We start from the raw sequence: 26,249 nt of genomic DNA on the forward strand, positions 1-26,249 counted from the left end.
GTGCACGCATCGGCGTACTGGCGCGCGGCCCGCGCCCGGGCGGGGGATCATCGAGCCATGGACGTCACCCTGCACCTCGCCCAGGACGCCGACGCCGACCGGCTGCTCGGCCGCAGTCCGCTCGCCGCGCTGACCGGCATGCTGCTGGACCAGCAGGTGCCGATGGAGTGGGCGTTCAAGGGCCCGGCGACCATCGCGGGGCGGCTCGGCGCCGACGACCTGGACGCGCACGAGATCGCGGCGCGGGACCCGGAGGAGTTCGCCGCGCTGCTCTCGCAGAAGCCCGCCGTGCACCGCTACCCGGGGTCGATGGCCCAGCGCATCCAGCAACTGTGCCAGTACCTCGTCGAGCACTACGACGGGGATGCCGAGGCCATCTGGCGGGGCGTCGGCAGCGGTCAGGAGCTCCTGAAGCGGCTTCAGGACCTGCCCGGGTTCGGCAAGCAGAAGGCACAGATCTTCCTGGCGCTGCTCGGCAAGCAGCTGGGCGTCCGGCCCGAGGGGTGGCGGGAGGCCGCGGGAGCCTACGGCGAGCCGGAGTCCTTCCGGTCCGTCGCCGACATCACCGGACCCGAGTCGCTGGCCAAGGTCCGGGCGCACAAGCAGGAGATGAAGGCGGCGGCCAAGTCGGCGAAAGCGGCGAAGTCCACGGGCAAGTGACCTCGCGGACGAGGTGGGTCAGCCGGGTGGACCGTCCGGAGTGGCGCGGGCCCGGGGCCCGTTCACAGCATGGAGCATGACCGAGCCATCGAGCAGCGGCTCCCCCGAGGGCCGGGAGTACGACGACCGCAAGGTCCACTCCGCCCAGCACGCCCCGCGCGGCCACCGCGAGCCCGAGCCGCCCTTCGAAGGGCCGCTGCACGCCCTGTCCCAAGCCGCCTGGCAGATCGTCCTGCTCACCGGCATCGCGTCCCTGATCCTGGGGGTCCTGGTGCTGATCTGGCCGGGGCCCTCCCTGCTCGCGGCCGGCATCCTCTTCGGCGTCTACCTCCTCGTCAGCGGCGTGTTCCAGCTGGTCTCCGCCTTCGGCACGCACAAGACGACCTCGCTGCGGGTCCTGGCGTTCATCAGCGGCGCGCTGTCGATCCTGCTGGGCCTGTTCTGCTTCCGCGGCCCCATGCAGTCGATCCTGCTGCTCGCCCTGTGGATCGGCATCGGCTGGCTGATCCGCGGCGTCACGCAGACGCTGGCCGCCGCCTCCGACAGCGGCGTCCCCGCCCGGGGCTGGCAGATCTTCCTCGGGATCGTGACCTTCATCGCCGGAATCGTGTTGATCGTGTCGCCGTTCAAGTCCATCGCCGTGCTCACCCTGATCGGCGGCATCTGGCTGATCGCGGTCGGCATCGTCGAGATCATCACGTCGATCCGGATCCGCAGCCACGCCGAGCAGGTTCCGCTCGCGCTGTGACCCGGCTCCGTACGCCGTGCGGGCGGAACTCGGCGCCGCTGCGACGAACGCCGTACCTCCTGCGGGGAGATGACCTTCCATGAGCAACAGGCGAAGCCTCCCGCGCGGCCGTGCCTGGCTGCGGGCGCTCGTGCTGCTGCTCGTCCTGCTGGTGCCGGGCGCCCGTGCCGAGATGCACGCGGCGCCGGTCGTGGCCGTCGACTTCGCCGACCACGACGTCCTGGACACGGCCCTGCGGCCGCCGTCCCGCACCGCCCCCCGTCCCGTCGAACCGGCGCGCACCGCGCCCCCGCCCGACCCCGCGCCCGACGTCCCGCAGGGCGGCTCCCCGCTCGCCACGCCGTGGCCGCCCTCCGCCCTGCCCGCCCTGCGCTCCGTGGTCCTGCGCTGCTGACAGACCCCTTCCCCCCGGCAAGGTCAGTCAGCACGACGCAAGGAGCACAGCCATGCCCTCAGATCCGTATGCGGTCCTGCGCGCCCTGCTGCGCGCGGAGGCCGTGCGCAGCGCGCCCAAACCGGAAGCGAAGAAGACGCAGGCGCAGCAGCCCCGGAAGGAAGGGGACCGCTAACCGGCCGGCGGAGGCGGGCCTACCGCCTCCGCCGGGCCGTACCGAAGAGCGAACGGGTGATCTCGCGGCCGAGCTGGGTGCCGATCGACCGTGCCAGGGACTGGAACATCCCGCTCCCGACGACCTGTTCGACGACCGACGGCCTCTCCTCGGCCCCGGCTCCGGGCTTCTTCCCGGTCTTCGCTCCGGACGTCATCTCGTCGGGCCCCTTGGCGCCGCGCCCGGCCGCAGTCATCTCGTCCGGCCCCTTCGCCCCGCGCCCGGCCGCCGTCAGCCTCTCGTACGCCGACTCTCGGTCCACAGCCTGTGCATAGCGATCGTGGAGCGGGGACTGCCGCACCGCCGCGTCCAGGACGGCCGCGCCGACGGGGCCCATCAGGGACTCCGGTGCGCGCAGCCGGGTCGCGGCGACCGGGGTGGGGGCGCCCTTCTCGCTCAGGACCGTCACGACCGCCTCGCCGGTGCCGAGGCCGGTGAGCAGCTCCTCCAGGTCGTACGCCGAGTTGGGGAACGTCTTCACCGTGGCCCGCAAGGACTTCTGGTCGTCGGGGGTGAAGGCGCGCAGAGCGTGCTGGACGCGGTTGCCGAGCTGGGCGAGGACGTCCGACGGCACGTCCTTCGGGGTCTGTGTGACGAAGAAGACGCCGACCCCTTTCGAGCGAATGAGGCGCACGGTCTGGGCGATCGAGTCGAGGAACGCCTTGGAGGCGCCGTCGAACAGCAGGTGCGCCTCGTCGAAGAAGAAGACCAGCTTCGGCTGATCGGCGTCGCCGACCTCCGGGAGGTCGTGGAAGAGGTCGGCCAGCAGCCACATCAGGAACGTCGAGAACAGCTGCGGTCGGTCCTGTACGCCGGGGAGTTCGAGGACGGAGACGATGCCGCGCCCGTCCGGTGCCGTCCGCAGGAACTCGCCCGTGTCGAACTCCGGCTCCCCGAAGAAGCCCGCCATGCCCTGCGCCTCGAAGGCGGTCAGGGAGCGCAGGATCACCCCGGCCGTGGCACTGGACAGGCCGCCGATGTTCTTCAGCTCGGTCCGACCCTCGTCGGAGGTGAGGAAGGCGACGACGGCCCTGAGGTCCTTGAGGTCGATCAGCTCCAGGCCCTTGGTGTCCGCGTAGTGGAAGATCAGCTCGAGGGACTGCTCCTGGGTCTGGTTGAGCCGGAGGACCTTGGACAGCAGCAGCGGGCCGAAGCTGGTGATCGTGGCGCGCAGCGGGGTGCCCTGGCCGATGCCGCCCAGGGCGAAGAACTCGGCGGGGAAGCCGGCCGGGGCCCACTGCTGGTGGACGTCCGCCGCACGGCCCCGCACCCGCTCGTTCGGCTGCCCGGGTGCCGAGATCCCGGACAGGTCGCCCTTCATGTCCGCCAGGAAGACCGGGACGCCCTGCGCCGAGAGCTGCTCGGCGATCAGCTGAAGCGTCTTGGTCTTGCCGGTTCCGGTGGCGCCCGCGACCAGGCCGTGGCGGTTGAGCATGGCGAGGGGGATGCGGATCTGTGCGTCGGGCAGGCACAGGCCGTCCCAGACGAGGGCGCCCAGATCCAGCGCAGGACCGGTGAAGGCATAGCCGGAGGCGATCTTCAGGGCCTCCTGCGGGAGGGCGGGAGCGCTGCCCGGTGCCTTGGGAGCGGTGGCGGGAGGCACGGTCTCGCTGTCACTCATCTCGGACCCCTGTTCCCCTTTTGCCCTGCTTCGTTGCGTCTTTTCCAGCGTCGCACTCGCTCGCCATGGCTGCGCCCGGAAGGTCTTGACCGGTAGGCTTTCCGTGTGATCTTCAAGCGCATCGGAAACGGCCGGCCGTACCCCGACCACGGCCGGGAAAGCACCCGGCAGTGGGCGGACGTCGCGCCGCGCCCGGTCCGCCTCGATCAGCTCGTGACGACCAAGGGGCAGCTCGACCTGGAAACCCTCCTCGCCGAGGACTCGACGTTCTACGGCGACCTCTTCGCGCACGTCGTGAAGTGGCAGGGCGATCTGTATCTGGAGGACGGCCTCCACCGCGCGGTCCGCGCGGCCCTGCAGCAGCGCCAGGTGCTGCACGCGCGCGTGCTCGAGCTGGACTGACGCCCCTCGGGCAGGTCCCCCGGACGGTCCCCTGAGGACACCCGTGCGGACACGCCCCGGTAACAGGTTGACCCTTTCGGGTTCTCCGGTACGGCGTCGAATGATCATCTAGTAGGAATCGTCGCCGGTCCGCACTACGCTGCGCCCATGAGCATGCTGACTCCCCCCGGCATGGGCGGCCAGTACCGGATCACGGGGGACAAGTACCCGCGGATGCGCCCTCCCCGGCGGCGCGGCAGGCTCGCGTTCCGGCTGGCGGCCTCCGTCGCCGTGCTCGGCCTGGTCGGCTGGGGAACCCTGCAGCTCATCGACGTCTTCACGGGCGGCGGCAAGAAGGCCTCGGCGGCCGGTTCCAAGGCGAACTGCTCGGCCAAGGCGAGTCCCTCGGCCACGCCCGCGGTCGCACTGCCCGAACCGGGCGGGATCACCGTCAACGTCTACAACGCAACGACCCGCTCCGGGCTCGCCAAGGCGACCGCCGACGAACTCAAGAAGCGCGGCTTCCGCATCGGCGAGGTGGGCAACGCCTCGTCGCAGCTCGACGGGAAGATCAAGGGCACCGGGCTACTGATCGGCCCCGCGTCCGCCCTGAACAGCTCGCTGCCCGTACTCGCCACCCAACTCGCCTCGGCGGAGCGGCGCACCGACGCCGGCCGCAAGGGCATGGACCTCGACCTCGTCATCGGCACGGGCTTCAAAACCCTCACGAAGCAGGCGGACGCCGACAAGGCCCTGGCCAAGCTGACCACGCCCCGCACGACATCCGCCGCATCGAAGAAGAACTGCTAGAAGAACCGCCCGAAGGCAGCCGCAAGCGCCGCCGAGCGGGTCGTACGGCCTACTCGGCCGCCCCGTACAGCCGGTCCCCCGCCTCCCCGCCTCGCCCCGCCGAAGCAGCGCACCGACACCGACCGCAAAGGCACAGACCCCGACCCCGGTCATCGGCACGGGCTTCAAAACCCTCACGAAGCAGGCGGACGCCGACAAGGCCCTGGCCAAGCTGACCACGCCCCGCACGACATCCGCCGCATCGAAGAAGAACTGCTAGAAGAACCGCCCGAAGGCAGCCGCAAGCGCCGCCGAGCGGGTCGTACGGCCTACTCGGCCGCCCCGTACAGCCGGTCCCCCGCGTCTCCCAGGCCGGGGACGATGTAGCCGTGCTCGTTGAGGTGGTCGTCGACGGCCGCCGTCACGACCGTCACCGGCGTGCCCGCGAGCTCGCGCTCCATGAGCTCGACGCCCTCGGGGGCGGCGAGCAGCACGACCGCGGTGACGTCGTCGGCGCCGCGCTTGATCAGCTCCTGGATCGCCGCGACCAGCGTGCCGCCGGTGGCCAGCATGGGGTCCAGGACGTACACCTGGCGGCCGGAGAGGTCCTCGGGCATGCGCGAGGCGTACGTGGAGGCCTGCAGCGTCTCCTCGTTGCGGATCATGCCCAGGAAGCCCACCTCGGCGGTCGGCAGCAGCCGGACCATGCCGTCCAGCATGCCGAGCCCGGCGCGCAGGATCGGCACCACCAGCGGACGCGGGTAGGAGAGCTTGACGCCGGTGGTGGGGGAGACCGGGGTCCGGATGTCGACGGCCTCGGTGCGTACGTCCCGCGTGGCCTCGTAGGCGAGCAGGGTGACCAGTTCGTCGGCGAGCCGCCGGAAGGTCGCGGAGTCGGTGCGCTGGTCGCGCAGGGTGGTGAGCTTGTGGGCGACCAGGGGGTGGTCGACGACGTGGAGACGCATGCCCATAACAGTAACCGCGGTGCGCCACACCTGGCTCTGGCATCAAACCGCCCGACCGGGGGAAAGTGGGAGGGACCGACTGGGGTGGTGAGCCGATGCCTGACCTGCCTGACCGCGACTCCGAGGCCTCCGGCGAGACCGGGGCGGGTGTGTCGCCGCCGGAGACGGACACCGAACGCCGGCGGCGCCGGGCGCGGTTCCTGCGCGAGCTCGCGGAGGCCCGGGAGCTCCGTGACCGCGTCCAGCCGCGCCGCGCCAAGACCGCCCGGCTCCGGCACGCGATGCGCATGCGGACGTTCCGCTGGTAGGAATCCGGTGGGGAAGATCGGGCGTTGGTGCCGCGTTCCCGGTAAGGCCGTGCGTGAGCGACACCCAAAGCCGCGTACGATCCGCAGGTGGCGGCAACAAGTGCGCCGGTGATACCTGCACGGACGCACGGGTTGGTCCTTTTGCGTCGTGCGATCAAAACTGCCGGACACAGGGAGCCGAAGACGTCCCCTGAACGCCTTGTTTCTGCCACGATTCCGAGTGGGTGGGGCTCGGAGCACAGCTCTCTCCGCCCAAAACCTCCGCCGGGGGGACCCCCAACCGGCACGCCTATGACCAGTGGGAGAGTCACGGTGTACTTCGCCGCACTGCTCGCGCGCACCGAAGACGGGTGGGAAGCGAGCGACACAGAGCTCGACGATGTGGAAACCCTGTCGGATCTGGCCGACCTGGCCCGGGAAGCCAATCCCGATGAGGACACGGTGCTCGTCCTGATCGAGCAGGAGGACGCCTGGTTCGGCGTCGTCCGCGTGGACGGCGAGGACGACCCTCGCATCTACGTCTCGGACGCCGCGGCCGCCGCGCGCAGCGCGTACGGCGAGCTGCTGCTCACGGACGAACTGCTGGGCCGCGAGCCCGGCTCCGACGGCCCCGACCTGGACTCCCTGGACCTCGACGGCACCGAGGACGGTGAGTCCGAGGACGAGGACGACGAGGACGGCACCTCCGGCGACGCGGTGCCGCACAGCCCCGTGGGCGACAGCGAGATCCTCGACGACCTGGGCGTGAGCGAGAAGGAGCTGCGCGCCCTGGACGCGGAGGACGCGCTGGGAGCGATCGCCGAGGCCCTGGGCGCCTCGGAGGTGCTGGAGACCGTCCGCTGACCGCCCCGGAGGCGGGCGGGGCAGCGGACCCGGTGCGCGACCGCTGGCGGGCCGCGATGCGGCTCGCCCTGGACGAGGCCGAGCAGGCCGTCCGGGGCGGGGACGTCCCCGTCGGCGCCGTCGTGCTGTCCCCGGACGGTACGACGGTGCTCGCGACCGGCCACAACGAGCGCGAGGCCACCGGTGACCCCACGGCCCACGCGGAGATCCTCGCGATCCGGCGGGCCGCCGCACGGCTGGGCACATGGCGGCTGACCGAGTGCACCCTCGTGGTCACTCTGGAGCCCTGCACGATGTGCGCGGGAGCGCTGGTCCAGTCCCGGGTGGACCGCGTCGTCTACGGCGCCCGCGACGAGAAGGCGGGCGCGGCCGGCTCCCTGTGGGACGTCGTCCGGGACCGCCGGCTCAACCACCGTCCCGAGGTCATCGAAGGCGTGCTGGCGGCGGACGCGGCCCGGCTGCTCACGGAGTTCTTCCGGGATCGGTGAAGCCCGGTTCCGGGGAGCCGGGAAACGGATTTCGGACCATGGCCCACCGTGCTGTAAGGTCTCCCTCGGTAGCGTGTCCGAGCGGCCGAAGGAGCTCGCCTCGAAAGCGAGTGTGGCGCAAGTCACCGAGGGTTCAAATCCCTCCGCTACCGCTGAAGATGGGCCCCGTCGAGAGACGGGGCCCATCGTGCATTCGGCAGAAAAACAAAGAACGTTACACTCACCGCCGGCAACAAGGGGCCCGAAGGCCCCGGCGAGCAGCAGAGACAGGGGAGGCCGCGGTGGCGGTGAACGGCAAGAAGATCGCCGTGTACGTGCTCGTGGTCTTCGTGCTCTATGTGATCATCACTGACCCGGCCAAGGCGGCCGACTACGTCCAGATAGGCTTCGAGGGCATATCGGACGCCGCCAAGGCCATCGGCGACTTCTTCACATGGATCGTCGACGGAGCAAAGAGCTGAGGGAAGAGCCCATGATCCGGCACCTGGTGCTGTTCAAGCTCAACGAGGGCGTCGAGCGCGACGACCCGAGGGTGGTGGCCGGCGTCGAGGCCTTCCGGGCGCTCGGCGGGCAGATCGAGGAGCTCCGCTTCTGGGAGTGCGCCTGGAACATCAGCGACCGGCCCATCGCGTACGACTTCGCGATCAACTCGGCGGTCGAGGACCAGGACGCCCTCAAGCGCTACCTGGAGCACCCGGCCCACCAGGCGGGCGTCGCACGGTGGCGGGAGTTCGCCACGTGGGTGATCGCCGACTACGAATTCTGAGCCGTACACCCCAGTGGCCCTCCGCCGGAACGGCGGGGGGCCTTTATGCGTCTCAAGTCCCAACTTGCCCTCAACACGGCGTTATGCGGTGCTTGCACACAGTGCACATGTCTTGTGATGCTATGACCGCTTTTGCCGGATGATTGACGGATGAAGAGGTGGCGTTGCCCGTGTCGGCCAGTACTGCGCCGCCCCAGGAAGAGGCGCCCGCCCCCGCATCCACGCCCACCGCCACGTCCACGCCCACCGCCACATCCACCTCCGCCGCCACACCCGCCCCGGCGCCCGCACACGCCCCCGAGAAGCGCCGCGGCGCCGACACCCGCGCCCTCACCCAGGTGCTCTTCGCACAGCTCAAGGAGCTCCAGCCGGGCACACCAGAGCACAACCGGGTGCGAGGAGCGCTCATCGAGGCCAATCTGCCGCTCGTGCGCTACGCGGCCGCCCGGTTCCGCTCCCGCAACGAGCCCATGGAGGACGTGGTCCAGGTCGGCACGATCGGCCTCATCAACGCCATCGACCGCTTCGACCCGGACCGGGGTGTGCAGTTCCCGACCTTCGCCATGCCGACGGTGGTGGGCGAGATCAAGCGGTACTTCCGGGACAACGTCCGCACGGTCCACGTACCGCGCCGGCTGCACGAGCTGTGGGTCCAGGTCAACAGCGCGACGGAGGACCTGACGACCGCCTTCGGACGCTCCCCCACCACCGCCGAGATCGCCGAGCGGCTGCGCATCAGCGAGGACGAGGTGCTCTCCTGCATCGAGGCCGGACGCTCGTACCACGCGACGTCCCTGGAGGCCGCCCAGGAGGGCGACGGGCTGCCGGGCCTCCTGGACCGCATCGGCTACGAGGACCCGGCCCTGGACGGCGTGGAGCACCGCGATCTGGTCCGCCATCTCCTGGTCCAACTCCCCGAACGCGAACAGAGAATCCTTCTCCTCCGCTACTACAGCAATCTCACCCAGTCTCAGATCAGCGCGGAACTCGGCGTGTCGCAGATGCACGTCTCACGGCTACTCGCGCGTAGCTTCCAGCGGCTGCGTTCGGCGAACCGGATCGACGCGTAACCGCAAAAACGATCGAGCCATCACCGGCGCGAGCGATTCGCTCACCAGGGCTGTTCCCGACAGTTGTGCGCCGAAAAACCGTCAGACCCCCTCTTTCCAGGGCTGATTCGTAACTCACATGTCGACATGTCACTACAGCGTGTTGCCGACATGTGACATTCTGCGGGAAGCGCGTTTGCCGTGGCTCCGGCTCCGGTATTCAGGTGAAGGCTGCGTTCCTCGAAAGGATCGCCGCCGCGACCGTCCCGCGACCCAAAGGGGGTGGCATGTCCGCAGACCAGGGCAGCTCGAAGGTGCTCACGCCCACGAAGAGCGAGGCAGCGCCCAAGGAGCTCGACGCAATCGACGTGCTCGACGACGTCACGGCCCTCCAGGCCCCTCCGGCCCCGGAGCTCCCGGCCGCCGCAGATGTCCCGGCCTTGCCGGGCTCGGCGGACATCGACACCCGCACCCTGTCCCGCTCCCTGTTCCTGCGGCTTGCCGCACTCGACGAACACAGCCCCGAGCGTGCCTACGTCCGGGACACCCTGATCGAGCTCAACCTCCCGCTCGTGCGCTACGCGGCGGCCCGCTTCCGCAGCCGCAACGAGCCGATGGAGGACATCGTCCAGGTCGGCACCATCGGCCTCATCAAGGCGATCGACCGCTTCGACTGCGAACGCGGCGTGGAGTTCCCGACGTTCGCGATGCCGACGGTCGTGGGCGAGATCAAGCGCTTCTTCCGCGACACGTCCTGGTCGGTCCGGGTTCCGCGCCGGCTCCAGGAGCTGCGGCTGGCCCTCACCAAGGCCAGTGACGAACTCTCCCAGAAGCTGGACCGCTCCCCCACGGTCGCCGAACTGGCCGCCGTACTGGGCGTGTCCGAGGAGGACGTGGTCGACGGCCTGGCGGTCGGCAACGCCTACACGGCCTCTTCACTGGACTCCCCGGCCCCCGAGGACGACGGCGGCGAGGGCTCGCTCGCGGACCGCCTCGGCTACGAGGACACCGCCCTGGAGGGCGTCGAGTACCGCGAGTCGCTGAAGCCGCTCCTGGCCAAACTCCCGCCCCGCGAACGGCGGATCATCATGCTCCGCTTCTTCGCCAACATGACCCAGTCCCAGATCGGCGAGGAGGTCGGCATCTCCCAGATGCACGTCTCCCGCCTTCTGACCCGCACCCTGGCCCAGCTGCGGGAGGGCCTCATCTCCGACTGATCCGCACGGAAACCCCGCACAGAGCTTCCTATTTGACGGAGCGTCAGCCACCATGGCGCGATGCTTCGGACGACATGGGCTCCATGGACGAGTGGCCGCCGAGGCGCCGTTACGGCAGCGTCGGCGGCCGTCGTCTGTCTCGGCGGACTGCTCGCGTCATGCGCAGGCGGCACCGGCGCCGGCGGCTACACGGCCGTGGGCCCGGCAGGCACGTCACCCCTGACGGCGGTGAGTCCGACCGGAAGGGTGACACTGACGCCGCTCGACGGACTGACGGGTGACGGGCACAACGCGCCACCCGCGCCCGGGACTTCCGCAGTGACCCCGTCCCCGGCCCCCGCCCTCGGCGACACCGCAGGCGGCGACATCCCCGGCTCCCCGAGCGCGGCCGGGACGCACCCCGGCCGCGGGACGGACCGGCGGACATCGCCTCCCCCGTCGACGCCCACTCCCGCCCCCGCTCCCGGCCCCACCGGGGCGCCCCCGTCCCCGGCGGCCCTCACCTGGGACACGCCGTCCCGCGAGGCCACGGACAAGCGCTGGTGCGAGAAGGTGACGGTGACCTTCCACAACTCGGGCGGAACCGCGGCCCGTTCGGGCGAGGTGACCTTCGGCACCCACGTCATCGGCGCCCTCGGCATCGACTGGGCCACGATCGAGTCGACGGAGAACCTGCCGACCCCGGTCGAAGCGGGCACGCAGAAGAAGCACACCTGGACGGTGTGCGTCGACGCCTGGCGCGTACCTCTGGGGATGCACATCGAGACGCGGGACGTGGCCGTCGACTGGAAGTGACGCGGGGCGCTGCGGCCCGAGCCCGGTCCTTCCGGTCACCGGTCCGCCCCGGCTCCCGCGGTGCGGGTTACTTCAGCGCCAGCCAGGCAACCGCTGCCACGACCGCCACCGCGACGATGACGCCGATGATCAGTCCGATGCGCGGGCCCGCCGGGGCGGACGCCTGCTGCCTGCCCCCCTGAGGGGCCTCGTCGACGAACGCGCGGAACATCTGGGTGTTGCCTGCGGGGTCGTAGTTGCCCTGGGGGCCCTGGGTGTTAGCCATGGCTCGAGACACTAGCGAATCCGGGGATGTGGCCCAAGTGGGGGGCCACCCGCATATGCGGGGCCTTCGGACCCATCCCCACCAGCGTATTTACGTTCGTAATACTTGCCTTTGCCAAGTTTTTATCCCCGACCACCCCAATTTGTTTGCCTGCAGCAACCAAGCATCCTACAGTTGCCTCAAGCAACGAACCTGGAGGTGTGATGGCGGAGCAGGCGCAGTTCGAGGAGCTGGCGCGCCAGCTCAGCGCCGTCGGAGCGGTCAAACGGGACCTGGGGCGGATCCTTCCGCACGACTGCCCGGCCGGTTCCGCGGCCGTGCTGACGCTGCTCGGCCGTCACGGGGACATGCGCATGAGCAAGCTCGCGGAGCTGCTGGCCGTGGACATGTCCGTGACCAGCCGGCATGTCGCGCATGTCGCGGAGCGGGGCTGGATCGAGCGGTCTCCGGACCCCGCCGACAAGCGCTCGCGCATCCTGCGCCTCACCCCGGCGGGCAGGGCCACCCTCGTCGAGCTGTCCCGGCGCAGTACCGAACTGCTGGCCGAGCGGCTGAGCGACTGGACCGACGAGGAGGTCACCCAGCTGATCCGGCTGATGACCCGGCTGCGGGCGAGCTTCGGCGACTGCCGGTCCGCCCATCCCCGCCTCACCGCCATCGCACCCGTCCTCGACACGACCACCCGTACACCCGCATAACCACGTAAGAGAAGGAAGCCCATGGCAACGACCACACCAGCCGGTGTGCGGGCCCACGCCAAGCACGGGGGAAGCCCCGGCCACGCCCCCATGACGCACCGGCAGATCATGGAGGCGCTCTCCGGGCTGCTGCTCGGCATGTTCGCCGCGATCCTGTCGTCCACGATCGTCTCCAACGCCCTGCCCGAGATCATCAAGGACCTCGGCGGCGGCCAGAGCGCCTACACCTGGGTCGTCACGGCCGCGCTGCTGGCGATGACCGCCTCCACCCCGCTGTGGGGCAAGCTCGCCGACCTGGTCAGCAAGAAGGCGCTCGTCCAGATAGCCCTGGTCATCTATATCGCGGGCTCGGTCGTCGCCGGTCTCGCGCAGAACCCGGGCATGCTCATCGGCGCCCGTGTCATCCAGGGTCTGGGCGCCGGCGGTCTGACCGCGCTGGCCCAGATCATCATGGCCGCGATGATCTCGCCCCGGGAGCGGGGCCGTTACAGCGGCTACCTGGGCGCCACCTTCGCCGTCGCCACCGTCGGCGGCCCGCTCGTCGGCGGCGTCATCACCGACACCGACTGGCTCGGCTGGCGCTGGTGCCTCTACGTCGGGGTGCCCTTCGCGCTGATCGCGCTCGTCGTGCTGCAGAAGACGCTGCACCTGCCCGAGCACAAGCGTGCGGTCAAGGTCGACTGGGCCGGTGCCTTCTTCATCACCGCCGCCGTCAGCCTGCTGCTGATCTGGGTCACCTTCGCCAACGACAAGTACGACTGGCTGTCCTGGCAGACCTACACGATGGTCGGCGGAGCGCTCGTGCTGGCGCTGATCTTCCTCCTCATCGAGACGAAGGCCGACGAGCCGATCATCCCGCTGCGCCTGTTCCGGAACCGCACGATCACACTGGCCTCGCTCGCCTCCCTGTTCGTCGGCATCGCGATGTTCGCCGGCACGGTCTTCTTCAGCCAGTACTTCCAGCTGGCGCGCGACAAGTCCCCGACGATGTCGGGCGTCATGACGATCCCGATGATCGCCGGACTGTTCGTCTCCTCCACCGTCTCCGGCCAGGTCATCACCAAGACCGGCAAGTGGAAGGCGTGGCTGGTCACGGGCGGTGTGCTGCTGACGGCCGGCCTGGGCCTGCTGAGCACCATGCGATACGACACCGACTACTGGAAGATCGCGATCTTCATGGCGGTCATGGGCCTCGGTCTCGGCATGATGATGCAGAACCTGGTCCTGTCCACCCAGAACCAGGTCGCCCCGCACGAACTCGGCGCCGCCAGCTCGGTCGTCACCTTCTTCCGGTCCCTCGGCGGTGCGATGGGCGTCTCGGCGCTCGGCTCCGTGATGTCCACCCGCATCACCCACTATGCCAAGGACACGATCGGCCAGCTGAAGCCCAAGGAGCAGCTGGCGGCCGCCAAGGCCACGGGCACCGGTCAGCTGCCGGACATGGACCTGCTGCCCGCGCACATCCGCAACTGGCTGGAGAGCGCGTACGGGCACGGCATCGCCGACATCTTCCTGTACATCACGCCGATCGCCTTCCTCGCCTTCCTGGTCACCCTGTTCATCAAGGAGGTCCCGCTGCGCACGGCGGGCGCCCTGGCCCAGGCCGCCGAGGCCAAGGCCGAGGCCGAGGCCCCGGCCGCCGTCGCCGCGGGGGCTCCCGCCGAGGAGAAGGTGCCGAGCTGGGCCGCCCCGGTCGTGGACCCGGAGGCCGGCACCGAGGCGGCCGCCACCCGGCAGCTCACCGCCGTCGCCGCCGTGCCCGCCCCGCAGCAGCCCGAGCCCGGCGGTGTCCCGGTCCACGGCTTCGTCCGCGGTGCCGAGAGCGCCCCGGTCGGGCAGGCCGCGGTCACCCTGATCTCCCTGTCCGGCCGCCAGCTGGGCCGCTCGGTCGCCCAGGCCGACGGTTCCTACGGGGTGGACGCGCCGGGCGCGGGCTCGTACGTCCTGATCGCCTCCGCGGACGGCTACCAGCCGCAGGCGTCCACGGTCGTCGTGGGTGACGACCCGGTGTCGTACGACATCCTGCTCAGCGGCACCAGCGGCCTGAGCGGTGCCGTCCGGGCCGCCGGGAGCGCGCTGCCGGTCAGGGACGCGATGGTGATCGTCACCGATGTGCGCGGGGACCTGCTGGCCACCGGGATCACAGGTGAGCAGGGCGAGTTCGGCTTCACCGAGCTGGTGCCGGGTGTGGTGACCGTCGCGGTGAACGCGGCCGGGTTCCGGCCCCGCGCCCTGCCGGTCGGGATCGGCGCCACCGGTGTCACCCGGATCGAGGTCGACCTGGACGCCGGCGCCCAGCTCCAGGGGGTCGTACGGGCCCCGCACGGCCCGCTGGCCGACGCCCGGGTGACCCTCGTGGACGCGGCGGGCAACGTGGTCGGCTCGGCCATCACCGGGACGGACGGGGCGTACGCCTTCGCCGACCTGAACGGCGGCGAGTACACCGTCATCGCGACGGGATACCCGCCGGTGGCCACGGCCCTCACGGTGAACGGCACCGGAGTCGACGGCCACGACATCGAACTCGCCCACCCCGGCGAGTAGTTCGGCCCCGGCCCGTGCCGGGCGCGCTCCGAGCGGAGGCGCGTCGGGCACGGGCCGGTCTCTCATTGACCAATTTATTATGCTTTGGGGAGAAAACGGGATGGCACTGACCGCGAGGATCCGTACCCGGGACGGATGGGCCGTGTCGCACGCGGTCGTCACGGTGGCCGATATGACGGGCGCGCAGGTGCTGCGCGCCGAGGCCGACGCGGAAGGCGCCGTACGGGACACCACCGGGCTCGCCCCGGGGGCGTACACGGTGATCGTCACGGCCGTCGGGTACGCGCCCGCCGCCGCCAGCGCGATCGTCACCGCGAGCGGGCACGCCGAGGTCGGCACGGTGACACTGGCGCGGCAGGGCGGCACCGAGCTGCCCCCGCCCGGCCCGTGGACCGTCGACCCGACCCACTCCAGCGTGGGCGCCATCGCCCAGCACCTCGGGATCTCCAGCGTGCGCGGCCGGTTCACGGAGTTCGCGGGCACGGTCGAGATCGCACCCGAGGACATCACCAAGTCCCGTGTCCAGGCCGTCATCCGGGCGGCCTCCATCGACACCGGCAACGACATGCGCGACACGCATCTGCGCTCCGCGGACTTCCTGGACGTCGAGCGCCACCCCGAGATCACCTACCGCTCGACGGGCCTCGCCGCGGCCGGCGCCGACCGCTGGACGGTCCACGGCGAACTGGCGATGCACGGTGTCGTACGCCCCGTCGACCTGGACCTCGCCTACCTCGGCACCGGCTCCGACCCCTGGGGCGGGACCCGCGCGGCCTTCCGGGCGACGGCGGAACTGCACCGCGAGGACTTCGCCATGAACTACAACCAGGTCGTCCAGGCGGGCATCGCCGCCATCGGCACGACGCTGAAGGTGGAGCTGGACATCCAGGCGGTGCAGGGCGGGTCACTACCGCAGGCGTAGGCACATCAGGGTCAGCCGGATCCGGGTCCGCTGCCTCTAGGCTGCCCCCATGGCACCGAACATCGCGACCAACACGTCCGTCTCCCTGGACGAGTTGCTGGACTTCGTACGCCCCCGTCACCGCGCCGTCCTGCTGACCCGGCGGGCCGACGGCGGGCCCCAGGGCTCACCGCTGACCTGCGGGGTCGACGACTCGGGGCGGATCGTGGTCTCCACCTACCCGGAGCGCGCCAAGGCCCGCAACGCCAAGCGGGACCCACGGGTGAGCCTGATCGTGCTGAGCGACGACTGGAACGGCCCGTGGGTCCAGATCGACGGAACGGCGGAGGTCATCGACTCCCCCGACTCGGTGGAACCGCTGGTCGAGTACTACCGCAACATCGCCGGCGAGCACCCGGACTGGGACGAGTACCGCGAGGCAATGCTCAAGCAGGGAAAGTCGATCATCCGGGTCACCCCGGAGCGGTGGGGCCCCGTGGCCACCGGCGGCTTCCCGGCCAGGCTCGTGACCGAGGACTGACCACCAGGGCCCGGCAAGCCGATCGCCCCGGTCACCCCGGAACGCTCGGGACCCGGGGCCACCGGCGGCTCCCCGCACGGCCCGCGGTGAGCCTGCTGGTCAGCCCCGGGCGACCATCGCCTCGATTCCGGCCACCAGTAGGTCCAGGGCAAAAGTGAAGTCGCGGTCGAGCATCTCCTCGACCGTGTCGCCGCCGCGCGCCGCCATGATGTCCTTGGACTCCTTGATCATGTCGGCGGTCTGCGGGGCCCCGGACACCGCGCTGATGGCGGTGCGGAAGTACTCGTCGGGGGTCAGGCCCGCGGCCTCGACCCGGGCGGCGAAGCGGCCCTCGATCGTGCCGTAGCCGTAGACGAACTGGAAGACTGCCGAGATGGCGCCCGTGACGCCGTGCGCGGGCAGCCCGGTCCGGCGGATGATCTGCCGCACCACCCGGGAGAACGCCAGCGAGTTCGGGCCGATGTTGAGATACCGCCCGGCGAGCGGTGACAGCCAGGGGTGGCGGACGAGAAGCACGCGGTATTCCGTGGCCAGCGCGCGCAGCTGATCGCGCCAGTCCTCGTCCCCGGCCTCCGGATCGGGCAGCCGCAGCCCGCCGAAGACCGCGTCCAGAGCGAGTTCCAGCAGGTCGTCCTTGGTGTCGACGTACCAGTACACGGACATCGCGGTGACGTTCAGCTCGGCCGCGAGCCTCCGCATAGAGAACTTGGCCAGTCCATCCGCGTCCAGCAGCCGCACGGTCACCTCGGTGATCCGCTCACGATCGAGACCAGAGGGCTGCCCCGCGCGCCCACCCCGGCGGACCTTGCCCTCCAGCCAGACGCTCGACCGCACCGACCGCTCGGCTGCCTTCACCATCGGCGCACCTTCCTCGAGAACTCCGGCCACTCATCAAAATGCTAGAACCGCAACACCCCCATAAGGGGCGCGGAAGTGCGCCGATGTGCGGCTCCGCCACACGGGCCCGAGCAGAACCCGAAGGGCGGGTGGCCGCAGCCACCCGCCCTTCTCCCGCTGATCCCACCGGCCGATCGTCAGCCGCCGGTCTTCTGCGTGAGGTCGTAGAAGGTGGCCGAACCGACCGTCACCTTCTTGAAGTTGCTCTGCACCCACGAGGTGATCTGCGCGGACGTACCGCTGGAGCTGCCGCCCATGCCTCCGCCCATGCCACCGCCGGAGATGAAGTAGTGGATCTTTCCTTCGGCCACGTACTTCTTGAACTGGGCCGGCGTCGGCGACGGGTCGGTGCCGTTGAAGCCGCCGATCGCCATCACCGGCTCGCCGGTGGCCAGCTGATAGCTCGCGGCGTTCTGGGAGCCGATGGAAGCGGCCACCCAGGTGTACTTCCCGGCGTCCGTCTCCAGCAGCTTCTTGACCTCGGAGGAGACGCTCGCGCCGTTGAGCAGGCCGCCGACGCCACCGCCGCCGCCTTCACCCATCGGACCGCCGCCGGGGAAGCCCTGACCCTGCTGCCCCTGCTGACCGCGCTGACCTTGCTGGTTCTGCCCCGGCATTCCGCCGCCGAAGCCGCCGGTGCCACCGCCCGGGAAGCCGTTGCCGTTCTGCTGGCCCGGCTGACCTTGCTGCCCCCGCTGGTTCTGGCCCGGCATGCCGCCGAAGCCGCCGTTGCCACCGCGCATCCCGCCGCCGGGACCGCCGCGGCCGCCGCCCATCGTGCTCGCGCCGGCCGGGCCGGCCGTGACGATGGAGCCGCTGTGGCCCTCCCGCAGCGTGCTGAGCGTGTACGCCGCAGGACCGGCCAGCGCGGCGACGAGACCGAGCGCGGCCGCACCGAGCGCCAGCTGCCGCGACACGCGGCCCGCGAAGACGAGGCCCAGGGCGGCGGTCAGGCCGCCGATCAGGACCAGCCACTTCAGCCAGGGCAGATAGTCGGAGGTGCGGTTGAGCAGGACGTAGCCCCAGGCCGCGGCCGCGACGACCGAGGCGGCGAGGGCGATCGACGCCCACGTCTCGGCGCGCTTCTCCCACAGCAGGCCGGCGCCCATGCCGATGACGGCCGCCAGGTAGGGGGCGAGGGCCACCGTGTAGTACTGGTGGAAGATCCCCGCCATGTAGCTGAAGACGACCATGGTCATCAGCAGCGAACCGCCCCAGACCAGGAACGAACCACGGGTGACGGAGGTCCGCTCCAGCCTGCGCGTGGCCACCAGGCCCGCGACGAGCAGGATCAGCGCGGCGGGCAGCAGCCAGGAGATCTGGCCGCCGATCTCGGAGTTGAACATCCGGTCCCAGCCGGTCTCGCCCCACATGCTCGCGCCGCCGCCACCGCCACCGCCACCGACGCTGCCGGTCTCGTCGCCGTTGAGACGGCCGAGGCCGTTGTAGCCGAAGGTCAGCTCCAGGAAGGAGTTGTTCTGCGAGCCGCCGATATAGGGGCGGGAGGACGCCGGCCACAGTTCGACGATCGCGACCCACCAGCCGCCGGAGACGACCAGCGCGACCGTGGCCAGGGCCAGCTGTCCGAAGCGCTTCCGCAGCGGCACCGGCGCGCACACCGCGTACACGATCGCCAGCGGCGGCAGGATCAGGAACGCCTGCAGGGTCTTGGCGAGGAAGGCGAAGCCGATCGCGACACCCGCCCAGAGCAGCCACTTGGTGCGGCCGTCCTCCAGGGCCCGGACGACCATGTAGCAGGCTACGGCCATCAGCAGCGCCAGCAGCGCGTCCGGGTTGTTGAACCGGAACATCAGCGCCGCGACGGGGGTGAGCGCGAGCACGGCGCCCGCGATCAGACCGGCCGCGGGACTGAACCGGCGGCGTACGGCCGCGTACACCACGGCGACCGTGAGGACGCCCATGATGACCTCGGGGACCAGGATCGCCCACGAGCTGAGGCCGAAGATCCGCACCGACAGGGCCATCGGCCACAGCGCGGCCGGAGGCTTGTCGACGGTGATGGCGTTGCCCGCGTCCAGCGAGCCGAAGAAGAGCGCCTTCCAGGACTTGCTGCCCGCCTGGACGGCCGCCGAGTAGAAGGAGTTGGCGTAGCCGGAGGCGCTCAGGTTGTACAGATAGAGCAGGAAGGTGGCGGCCAGCAGGCCGAGGAAGGCCGGGCGCACCCAGCGCGGGTCCTCGGGCCGGCCGCGCCACAGTCTCCGAACGAACGGCTGCCGGGGCTCGCCCGACCCGGGCGCGGGAGCCGTGGGCGTCGCCGGTTCCGTGGCGGGGATCCGCGGGGGAGCGGCAGTCGGCGGGGGGCTCCAGGAGGCGGCACCGCCGGGGTGGGTCGTCCGGTCGTAGTGGGTGGTCATCGGGGGTCCCCCGGGTCGGTGTCGTGAGGGCGCACCGGCTGCAACCGCATGGTGGCGTCCCTCCAGTTGCCGTCCGCGGCTTCACCGGCGCGGAACTGGGTGGTCTGGTACGGCGAGTGCTGCAGCGGGCGCTGCGGGAGCGGCGTGCCGCCCGGCTGGTACGGGACCGTCGTCGCGTGGGTCGGCGAGGACGGGTTGTGCGCGGCCACGACCGTCGACACCTGGTCGGTGTCGCCGCGGTCCGGGAAGACCCACGCACGGAAGAGCAGGAAGCGCAGCACCGTCGCCGCGAGGTTGGCGGCGATGAGCACCGCCAGTTCGGTGGAGTGCGCGGGATGGCCGGTGGCCGCGTTCAGGGCGGCCAGCGAGCCGCTGGTGAGGGCGAGGCCGATGCCGAAGACGACCAGGCCCTGCGCCTGGTGCCGGACGGCACCGCCGCGGCCGCGCACCCCGAAGGTCAGGCGCCGGTTGGCCGCCGTGTTCGCGACGGCCGAGACCAGCAGCGCGAGCGCGTTGGCGATCTGCGAGCCGGAGAACTGCCGGAAGCCGCTGTAGAGCAGCAGGTAGAAGAGCGTCGACAGTCCGCCGACGACACAGAACCCGACGAGCTGACGGGCCAGGCCCTTGGGCACGTCCTTGATGTCACGGTCGCGCGGGTCGTCGCCGAACGGCCGGGTGATCCGGTCCAGCGGCAGCGAGCCCGTGGCCAGGGCCTTGCCCACCCGCCACACCCCCTTGAGGTCCTCGGTCGCCGTCTTCACGATGTGCACCGTCGAGTCCGGGTCGTCGACCCAGTCGACGGGCACCTCGTGGATACGGAGCCCGGCCCGCTCGGCGAGGACCAGCATCTCGGTGTCGAAGAACCAGCCGGTGTCCTCGATCAGCGGCAGCAGCACCTGGGCGACGTCGCGCCGGATCGCCTTGAATCCGCACTGCGCGTCGGAGAAGCGGGCCTGCAGCGAGCCGCGCAGGATCAGGTTGTACGAGCGGCTGATGAACTCCCGCTTGGCCCCGCGCACCACGCGCGAGCTGCGGGCCAGCCGGGAACCGATCGCCAGATCGGAGTGACCCGAGATCAGCGGCGCCACCAGCGGCAGCAGCGCGTTGAGGTCGGTGGACAGATCGACGTCCATGTACGCGAGGATCGGGGCGTCCGAGGCGGACCAGACGGTCCGCAGCGCACGCCCGCGGCCCTTCTGCTCCAGCCTGAACGACCTCACCTCGCCGATCTCCGCCGCCAGCCGCGCCGCCACCTGCGGGGTGGTGTCCGTGGACGCGTTGTCCGCGACGGTGATGCGGAACGCGTACGGGAAGGTGCGCCTGAGGTGCTCGTGCAGTCTGAGCACACAGGGCCTGAGGTCCTTCTCCTCGTTGTAGACGGGGATCACTACGTCCAGGACAGGCGTACCGGCGTCTCCGGCCGGGAGGTGCTCCCGTGCCGGCAGAGTGCCGGGAGAAGAGTCGGTTCGCATGGGAACGACTCTGGTCAAGTGCCCTGTTGCACCCATGTGGTGGCGCTGTGCTGCACCTGTGAGTGCGATTGCCAGTTCGTTTCGGGGGCGGGCTGCGGCAGCAGGGGACCGAGCGCGGGCAGATGAACCGTGAACACGGTCCGCCCCGGGATGCTGTCGACGGTGACGGCACCGCCGTGCGCGGTCGCGACGGCCTGCACGATCGCGAGCCCCAGACCGGTGGACCCGGTGGACCGGGACCGCGCGGAGTCGCCCCTGGCGAACCGCTCGAAGACGTGCGGCAGCAGCTCGAGCGGAATGCCCTGGCCGTTGTCCTCCACATCGATGCACATCCACCGCCCGCGCCGCTGGACGCGTGCGGTGACCGTCGTACCGGGTGGGGTGTGCTTGCGCGCGTTGCCCAGCAGATTGACCAGCACCTGCTGGATCCGTGCCGCGTCCGCCGACACCAGCGCCGGTTCGTCGGGCAGGTCGAGCCGCCAGTTGTGGTCCATGCCGGCCGCACGCGAGTCGCTGATGGTGTCCACGACCAGCGGAATGAGGTCGGTGTGCTCGAACTGGAGCGGCCGCCCGGCGTCCAGGCGCGCGAGCAGCAGCAGGTCCTCGACGAGCAGTGTCATCCGGCCCGCCTCGGACTCGATACGGCCCAGGGCGTGCCGGGTGTCGGGCCCGACCTGCTCGCGTCCGCGCCGGGTGAGCTCGGCGTACCCGCGGATGGAGGCGAGGGGGGTCCTGAGCTCGTGGCTCGCGTCCGCGACGAACTGCCGTACCCGCATCTCGCTCTGCTGGCGGGCGTGCAGGGCACCGTGCACATGGTCGAGCATCCGGTTGAGCGCGGCACCGACCTGACCGACCTCGGTGTGCGGATCCGTCTCGGACTCGGGGACGCGTTCGCTGAGGTTCACCTCGCCGGTGTGGAGAGGGAGTTCGGAGACTCGGGTGGCGGTGGCGGCGACGCGGCGCAGGGGGCGGGTGGCCAATCCGACCAGCACGTAGCCGGCGATGACGGCGGCGCCGAGACCGGCGGCGGTGACGCTGACCTCGACGAGGATGAGGGTGTTGATGTTGTCGTCGGTGTCTTTGGTCGGCAGGCCGACGTAGTACGAGCCGCTGCCGTCCCGGCTCGGGGTGTACGCGACGAGGTAGCTCCCGAGCCCCGGGAGATCCGCGGAGTGCCCCTTGCCGTCCCTCGGCACGGTGGCGAGCGCCGCCTTCTGCGCCGCGTCGAGAGCGGCGCCGTTCATTTTCTTGAAGATGCCGTTGTTGTCGTTCTTCTGCTCGGCGATCGCGGCGCTTGTGATCTCGCCGTTCTCCACATACGCGGCCACGGTCTTGGGCTGCGTCGGCCCCTGCGTGACGAACCTGCGGACCTTGTCGCTCGCCGAGGTGGTGTCGTCCGAGGCGCTGGCGTCCCCGATGGGGGCGCCGGGGTCGGTGCCCGGCTTGTCCGGCAGACGGCCGCCCGAAGCGCGCATGGCGGTCTCGTGCAGCTTGTCGTCCAGCTGGTCGTACAAATGGGACCGCAACGCGAGCGTGGTCACGGTGCCGATCACCGCACACACCACCGCGATCAGCAGCACGGACGCGACGACGAGCCGCGCTCGCAGGGTCCGCGGCTGTCCCTGCCCCACTGTCAGCTTCGTTCGAGCGGGGGGACCCCCATGTCTCTTCTGCGCACGCGGCCGCCGTCGCCCGGTCATGACGCGGCGGGCTTGATCAGATAGCCGGCCCCCCGCCGGGTGTGGATCATCGGTTCCCGGCCGGCGTCGATCTTCCTGCGCAGATACGAGATGTAGAGCTCGACCACATTGGCCTGGCCGCCGAAGTCGTACGACCACACGCGGTCCAGGATCTGCGCCTTGCTGAGCACGCGCCGCGGGTTGCGCATGAGAAAGCGCAGCAGCTCGAACTCGGTGGCGGTGAGGTGGATGCTCTCGCCGGCCCGCGACACCTCGTGGCTGTCCTCGTCCAGGGTGAGGTCACCGACGACGAGCACGGAGTCGGACCGCCGGTCGGCGGCACCGGAGCGGCGGATGAGCCCGCGCAGCCGGGCCACGACCTCCTCCAGGCTGAACGGCTTGGTGACGTAGTCGTCGCCACCGGCGGTGAGCCCGGCTATGCGGTCCTCCACCGCGTCCTTCGCGGTCAGGAAGAGGACGGGTACGTCGGGCAGTTCGCGCCGCAGGCGCCCCAGCACCGCGAGGCCGTCCATGTCGGGCAGCATCATGTCGAGGACGACGGCGTCGGGCCGGAACTCCCGGGCCGTCTGGACGGCACCGTGGCCGTCACCCGCACTCCTGATCTGCCAGCCCTCGTAACGGAGGGCCATGGAAAGGAGTTCGGTGATCGACAGCTCGTCGTCCACCACAAGCACTCGGACGGGGCTCCCGTCCGGCCTCAGCAGTTCGGTGCGCCCCAGGGGCGAGGTCGTGGTCATGGGGACACCTTGTCGGGGTCCTCTGAGAACACGCTTTTACTAATCTGTGTTTTCCCTGAGAAACACACAGGCGTTTCTCAGGCAACGCCTGGGAAACGCTTGCCGGGAGATCAGGAACGGTCGAAGGTGTGACTCTGCTCGACCCGGGCGATGTGGATCGAGTACCGCTCGTACCAGTGCTCCCGACCGTACCGCTTGGCCTCCCGGTGGCGCGCGTCGTGGCGCCACGCCTCGATGCCGGCCAGGTCACGGAAGTAGGCGACGGAGATCGCCAGACCGCCGGGTGTACGGGCGGAGTCCTCGCCGAGGAAGCCGGGGATGCCCTTGACCAGTTCGCTCAGTCGCTCGGCGGTCCGCCGGTATCCGTCGTCGTCCTCCTCGGTGCGGACGGAGGTGAACACGACGGCGTAGTAAGGGGTTTCATGGGCCGGGACAGGTGCAGTGCGCTGATCGCTCATGTCATCGACGATCGACCACGGAAGTGGTTCGCGCCATGGACCTTGCCCAAAGGGATCCATAAGGGATCCGACTCTTGACCTTCAGAACAGCCCGTCCTGGACTCCCGCCTCCTCCTTGAACTCCCGCAGGGGAACGGTGAATCCGTCGCCCGCACCGGGGCCGGGGCGCAGCTCCCAGCCGGTCATCAGCCGTGTGTCGAGGACGACGACCCCGCGCGCGCCGGCCGCGATGTGCAGGTCGGGCCCGGCGGCCGCGACCAGTTCACCGCCAACGGTCCGGCCCGGGACCAGTTCCACGACCTCGCCGAAGGCGTCGGGCAGCCGTTGGAGCCCGAACACACCTACGTGGTCGACCGGTTGGCACGGTTCGCGGGAGAGCGACTCCGGCCAGCCGTCGAGGGCGACGGCACGCTCGTACAACTCCTCGATCTCACCGGCCCGTTCCGCCTCGGTCGCGGGCAGCACGGACCGTACGGCTCGCTTCTCGGCGTAGGGGATCCGGTCGGGCACGCCGAGCGCGGCGCGCAGCAGTTCCTCCGTCCGACGCGCGGCCATCAGCGGCCCGGCGCCGAGCCAGCTGAAACAGACGGCTCCCTGTTCGAGCAGGCGCGCGGACCCCCGCTCGACGGCGGTGATCCCGACCTTCACCATGCCGGGACCGAACCAGGCCAGGTACACGTGGTACGGCCGGGGATCGTCCGCGATGGTGTCGGCGGCCACGGAGTGCGCCCGGTCCAGGCGCGCGCACTCCTCACACCGCGCGCCGGTACTCCGCCCCGACACCACCGCCCGCACGGGACAGGGGTGCCCCCGGGCACCCGCACATGTCCGCACGCCCCCGTCCGCGACCCCGAAGGCGACCCGCTTCCCCCGAGGCAGCGCGCTCTGCCGCCCCCCGTCCCACACCAGCACGGGACCGTCCCCCGACCATCGCAGTCCCGAGCATTTCCACACCTGTGCCATCACTCTTGAGGGTAGGCGTGGGCACTGACAGCGGGGCGGGCGGCGGGAAGGCAGTACGGTATCGAAGGGCCCGAAGCCGCAACCTTGTTTTGCGGCTTCGGGCCTGTCTCGTCACCCGTTACGGAAGCACGTAAACCGGCGCCCCGTCCGCAGCACACCCGCTCTGCCGCATGCAACCCCGCTTGAGCAGCATGCGCACGCAGTCGTGGACACGGTCGAGCGTCAGCCCCGTGCTGCCGGCGACCTCCTCCAGCGGACAACGGACCGGCCCCCGCACCAGCGAGGGAGCGAGGTAGGCCGCCACCGCGTGCACGTCGTCCGTGACGACCAGGTTCTTCGCCCGCCAGATGCCCAGCAGCTGCTGGGGCGACATGGCCGGGGCCCCTTCCGCCTCGGCGGCGGGCTTGAAACGGTCGGCGATGAGGTCCAGGGAGTGGGCGATGCGGTGGAGGGCGTCGGCCATGGAATTCTGGGCCTTGGCCATGGAGTCGTGAGCCTTGGCCATGGAGTCCTGGGCCCTGGCCATGGAGTCCTGAGCCCTGGCCATGGAGTCCTGGTGGCGGCACAACTCCGCCTGCCGGGCGAGCAGCGCCTCGTCCGCCCGGATGTTCCGCTCTTCCAGACGGACGATCGCGTCGGCCACCTGCTCGGGCATGAGGTATGCGGTGCCGCCGCTGGGTGCGGGCTGTACCGGAGCCGGTTCGAGGCTGTAGGAACCGTCGCGCTGGATGGTTGCGATGACCTCGGAGACCCAGGCCTTGAAGGGTTCGCACTCGGGCTTGGTGCAGCCGTTGACAAGCTGGATCAGCCCCTTGAGGTTGACCAGCTTCATCGACCTCTGCAGTCTGTGAGCTGCAAGTTTGCTCAAGGTGTCTGCTGTACAGACGCCCTGTGCAATCTCCCGGAGAGTCCTCTGCCAGTTTGCAGACACATGCATGCTCAACGCCTGACGGGTGTTTGCGTACCCCAGTTTTCCGGCCACGTCCGCCGCCGGAAACCAGTGCTCCCCGTCCGGCAGCGTCAGCCTCCGCACCCGCGCCCCCGTGGCCGCGAACACGAAGTCGTTGACGTCGATCGCGTCCTGCTTCCGCTCCGCCGACTGTTCCGGCGGCGTGTCGTTGTGCTCGTACATCGAGCATCACCTCCACCACGGAAGCTAGGGATCTCCGCACACAACTCCCCCGCGTAGAAGGTATGTTCACCCAAAAGGTGACAGAGGGATCGATTCTGCCCAGTGCATGCGGCCCGCGCGAATCAGCCCCCGGGGTGGCCATCCCGTGCGCTCGTGTCCCGGATCCGCATCCCCCACTCCGCCCTAGGCCGGCGTCCCGGCGGCTTGCCCCAGCCGGTGAGGTGGAGGTACCAGGTGACGAGGACGGCGACGGCGACGATCGCCAGGCCCCCGGCGATCAAGGGGGCCGACACCATGACCACCCCGGCACCCACCCCCGTCGATCCGC

General features: G+C 70.5%; 29 protein-coding genes, 1 tRNA gene and 1 pseudogene. 19 read left to right on the forward strand and 12 right to left on the reverse strand.

Annotation, left to right across the window (positions count from 1 at the left end):
• The first annotated feature begins 57 nt into the window (after window positions 1-57).
• The 4 genes from Q8A52_RS29150 to Q8A52_RS29165 all read left to right on the forward strand — a co-directional run bounded on the left by Q8A52_RS29150 (window position 58) and on the right by Q8A52_RS29165 (window position 1,977).
• Window positions 58-660 (forward strand): HhH-GPD-type base excision DNA repair protein, encoded by a 603-nt coding sequence (locus Q8A52_RS29150; protein WP_316757217.1) that lies wholly within the window; start codon window positions 58-60, stop codon window positions 658-660.
• 76 nt (window positions 661-736) lie between these two features.
• Window positions 737-1,408 (forward strand): HdeD family acid-resistance protein, encoded by a 672-nt coding sequence (locus Q8A52_RS29155; RefSeq protein ID WP_316756789.1) that lies wholly within the window; start codon window positions 737-739, stop codon window positions 1,406-1,408.
• A 79-nt stretch (window positions 1,409-1,487) separates the two neighbouring features.
• On the forward strand, window positions 1,488-1,802 hold the full coding sequence (locus Q8A52_RS29160; RefSeq protein ID WP_316756790.1) for a hypothetical protein: 315 nt from the start codon (window positions 1,488-1,490) through the stop codon (window positions 1,800-1,802).
• Between the two features lie 52 nt (window positions 1,803-1,854).
• A complete protein-coding gene (locus tag Q8A52_RS29165; protein WP_316756791.1) occupies window positions 1,855-1,977 on the forward strand; it encodes a hypothetical protein in 123 nt (40 codons plus the stop codon).
• Between the two features lie 19 nt (window positions 1,978-1,996).
• Here Q8A52_RS29165 and Q8A52_RS29170 read toward each other — a convergent pair whose 3' ends face one another.
• Window positions 1,997-3,637, reverse strand: coding sequence for a helicase HerA-like domain-containing protein (locus Q8A52_RS29170; protein WP_316756792.1), 1,641 nt, complete (start codon window positions 3,635-3,637; stop codon window positions 1,997-1,999).
• Between the two features lie 105 nt (window positions 3,638-3,742).
• Between Q8A52_RS29170 and Q8A52_RS29175 the strand changes: the two genes are divergently transcribed.
• On the forward strand, window positions 3,743-4,039 hold the full coding sequence (locus tag Q8A52_RS29175) for a type II toxin-antitoxin system VapB family antitoxin (protein WP_003999914.1): 297 nt from the start codon (window positions 3,743-3,745) through the stop codon (window positions 4,037-4,039).
• Between the two features lie 171 nt (window positions 4,040-4,210).
• Window positions 4,211-4,828, forward strand: coding sequence for a LytR C-terminal domain-containing protein (locus tag Q8A52_RS29180; protein WP_408649277.1), 618 nt, complete (start codon window positions 4,211-4,213; stop codon window positions 4,826-4,828).
• Window positions 4,829-5,136: 308 nt separating this feature from the next.
• Here Q8A52_RS29180 and upp read toward each other — a convergent pair whose 3' ends face one another.
• Window positions 5,137-5,772, reverse strand: coding sequence for a uracil phosphoribosyltransferase (gene upp, locus Q8A52_RS29185; RefSeq protein WP_316756794.1), 636 nt, complete (start codon window positions 5,770-5,772; stop codon window positions 5,137-5,139).
• A gap of 95 nt (window positions 5,773-5,867) precedes the next feature.
• Between upp and Q8A52_RS29190 the strand changes: the two genes are divergently transcribed.
• From Q8A52_RS29190 to Q8A52_RS29230, 9 genes are all read left to right on the forward strand, one after another.
• On the forward strand, window positions 5,868-6,080 hold the full coding sequence (locus Q8A52_RS29190; protein WP_316756795.1) for a hypothetical protein: 213 nt from the start codon (window positions 5,868-5,870) through the stop codon (window positions 6,078-6,080).
• Window positions 6,081-6,392: 312 nt separating this feature from the next.
• Window positions 6,393-6,923 (forward strand): tRNA adenosine deaminase-associated protein, encoded by a 531-nt coding sequence (locus Q8A52_RS29195; protein ID WP_316757219.1) that lies wholly within the window; start codon window positions 6,393-6,395, stop codon window positions 6,921-6,923.
• A gap of 56 nt (window positions 6,924-6,979) precedes the next feature.
• Window positions 6,980-7,411 (forward strand): tRNA adenosine(34) deaminase TadA, encoded by a 432-nt coding sequence (gene tadA / locus Q8A52_RS29200; protein ID WP_316757221.1) that lies wholly within the window; start codon window positions 6,980-6,982, stop codon window positions 7,409-7,411.
• Between the two features lie 67 nt (window positions 7,412-7,478).
• Window positions 7,479-7,563, forward strand: a tRNA-Ser gene (locus tag Q8A52_RS29205).
• 129 nt (window positions 7,564-7,692) lie between these two features.
• Complete coding sequence (locus Q8A52_RS29210) at window positions 7,693-7,872, forward strand: hypothetical protein (RefSeq protein ID WP_263210427.1); 180 nt, start codon at window positions 7,693-7,695, stop codon at window positions 7,870-7,872.
• Between the two features lie 11 nt (window positions 7,873-7,883).
• Window positions 7,884-8,177, forward strand: coding sequence for a Dabb family protein (locus Q8A52_RS29215; protein WP_316756797.1), 294 nt, complete (start codon window positions 7,884-7,886; stop codon window positions 8,175-8,177).
• 164 nt (window positions 8,178-8,341) lie between these two features.
• Window positions 8,342-9,247 (forward strand): RNA polymerase sigma factor SigF, encoded by a 906-nt coding sequence (locus Q8A52_RS29220; protein ID WP_316757223.1) that lies wholly within the window; start codon window positions 8,342-8,344, stop codon window positions 9,245-9,247.
• A gap of 266 nt (window positions 9,248-9,513) precedes the next feature.
• The gene (locus Q8A52_RS29225) at window positions 9,514-10,443 is read left to right on the forward strand and encodes an RNA polymerase sigma factor SigF (RefSeq protein WP_316756799.1); all 930 of its coding nucleotides are present in this window, start codon (window positions 9,514-9,516) and stop codon (window positions 10,441-10,443) included.
• Window positions 10,444-10,689: 246 nt separating this feature from the next.
• Entirely contained in the window at window positions 10,690-11,238 is a 549-nt protein-coding gene (locus tag Q8A52_RS29230; RefSeq protein WP_316756801.1) for a hypothetical protein, read from the forward strand.
• Window positions 11,239-11,305: 67 nt separating this feature from the next.
• Here the strand turns inward: Q8A52_RS29230 and Q8A52_RS29235 are convergent, their stop codons facing one another.
• The gene (locus Q8A52_RS29235; RefSeq protein ID WP_316756802.1) at window positions 11,306-11,503 is read right to left on the reverse strand and encodes a hypothetical protein; all 198 of its coding nucleotides are present in this window, start codon (window positions 11,501-11,503) and stop codon (window positions 11,306-11,308) included.
• A gap of 203 nt (window positions 11,504-11,706) precedes the next feature.
• On the opposite strand from Q8A52_RS29235, the gene Q8A52_RS29240 reads away from it, so the two are divergent.
• The 4 genes from Q8A52_RS29240 (at window position 11,707) to Q8A52_RS29255 (ending at window position 16,187) form a co-directional block, all read left to right on the forward strand.
• Entirely contained in the window at window positions 11,707-12,201 is a 495-nt protein-coding gene (locus tag Q8A52_RS29240) for a MarR family winged helix-turn-helix transcriptional regulator (protein ID WP_316756804.1), read from the forward strand.
• Between the two features lie 21 nt (window positions 12,202-12,222).
• Entirely contained in the window at window positions 12,223-14,745 is a 2,523-nt protein-coding gene (locus tag Q8A52_RS29245) for an MFS transporter (RefSeq protein WP_316756806.1), read from the forward strand.
• A gap of 100 nt (window positions 14,746-14,845) precedes the next feature.
• Entirely contained in the window at window positions 14,846-15,667 is an 822-nt protein-coding gene (locus tag Q8A52_RS29250) for a YceI family protein (protein WP_316756808.1), read from the forward strand.
• Window positions 15,668-15,716: 49 nt separating this feature from the next.
• Entirely contained in the window at window positions 15,717-16,187 is a 471-nt protein-coding gene (locus Q8A52_RS29255) for a PPOX class F420-dependent oxidoreductase (RefSeq protein WP_316756809.1), read from the forward strand.
• Window positions 16,188-16,286: 99 nt separating this feature from the next.
• On the opposite strand, the gene Q8A52_RS29260 is transcribed toward Q8A52_RS29255, so the two are convergent.
• From Q8A52_RS29260 to Q8A52_RS29300, 9 genes and pseudogenes are all read right to left on the reverse strand, one after another.
• Window positions 16,287-17,045 carry a TetR/AcrR family transcriptional regulator gene (locus Q8A52_RS29260; RefSeq protein ID WP_316756811.1) on the reverse strand — a complete coding sequence of 253 codons (759 nt, stop codon included), beginning with the start codon at window positions 17,043-17,045 and terminating at the stop codon, window positions 16,287-16,289.
• A gap of 176 nt (window positions 17,046-17,221) precedes the next feature.
• Window positions 17,222-19,459, reverse strand: a complete 2,238-nt coding sequence (locus Q8A52_RS29265) for an ArnT family glycosyltransferase (protein ID WP_316756813.1) — start codon at window positions 19,457-19,459, stop codon at window positions 17,222-17,224.
• A complete protein-coding gene (locus tag Q8A52_RS29270) occupies window positions 19,456-20,931 on the reverse strand; it encodes a bifunctional glycosyltransferase family 2/GtrA family protein (RefSeq protein ID WP_316756815.1) in 1,476 nt (491 codons plus the stop codon). Before Q8A52_RS29270 ends, Q8A52_RS29265 begins: the two co-directional genes overlap by 4 nt.
• Window positions 20,932-20,945: 14 nt before the next feature.
• Window positions 20,946-22,631 carry a HAMP domain-containing sensor histidine kinase gene (locus Q8A52_RS29275; protein ID WP_316756817.1) on the reverse strand — a complete coding sequence of 562 codons (1,686 nt, stop codon included), beginning with the start codon at window positions 22,629-22,631 and terminating at the stop codon, window positions 20,946-20,948.
• A complete protein-coding gene (locus Q8A52_RS29280; RefSeq protein WP_316756819.1) occupies window positions 22,628-23,368 on the reverse strand; it encodes a response regulator transcription factor in 741 nt (246 codons plus the stop codon). Before Q8A52_RS29280 ends, Q8A52_RS29275 begins: the two co-directional genes overlap by 4 nt.
• 110 nt (window positions 23,369-23,478) lie before the next feature.
• On the reverse strand, window positions 23,479-23,826 hold the full coding sequence (locus tag Q8A52_RS29285) for an antibiotic biosynthesis monooxygenase family protein (protein ID WP_316756820.1): 348 nt from the start codon (window positions 23,824-23,826) through the stop codon (window positions 23,479-23,481).
• 81 nt (window positions 23,827-23,907) lie between these two features.
• Window positions 23,908-24,789, reverse strand: coding sequence for a DUF2797 domain-containing protein (locus tag Q8A52_RS29290; protein WP_316756822.1), 882 nt, complete (start codon window positions 24,787-24,789; stop codon window positions 23,908-23,910).
• 118 nt (window positions 24,790-24,907) lie between these two features.
• The gene (locus tag Q8A52_RS29295; protein WP_316756823.1) at window positions 24,908-25,921 is read right to left on the reverse strand and encodes a BRO-N domain-containing protein; all 1,014 of its coding nucleotides are present in this window, start codon (window positions 25,919-25,921) and stop codon (window positions 24,908-24,910) included.
• A gap of 128 nt (window positions 25,922-26,049) precedes the next feature.
• Window positions 26,050-26,232, reverse strand: a pseudogene (locus tag Q8A52_RS29300) (HGxxPAAW family protein); the annotation flags it as partial.
• Window positions 26,233-26,249: the final 17 nt, after the last annotated feature.

Source organism: Streptomyces herbicida, assembly GCF_032656585.1.
Classification (GTDB): domain Bacteria; phylum Actinomycetota; class Actinomycetes; order Streptomycetales; family Streptomycetaceae; genus Streptomyces; species Streptomyces herbicida.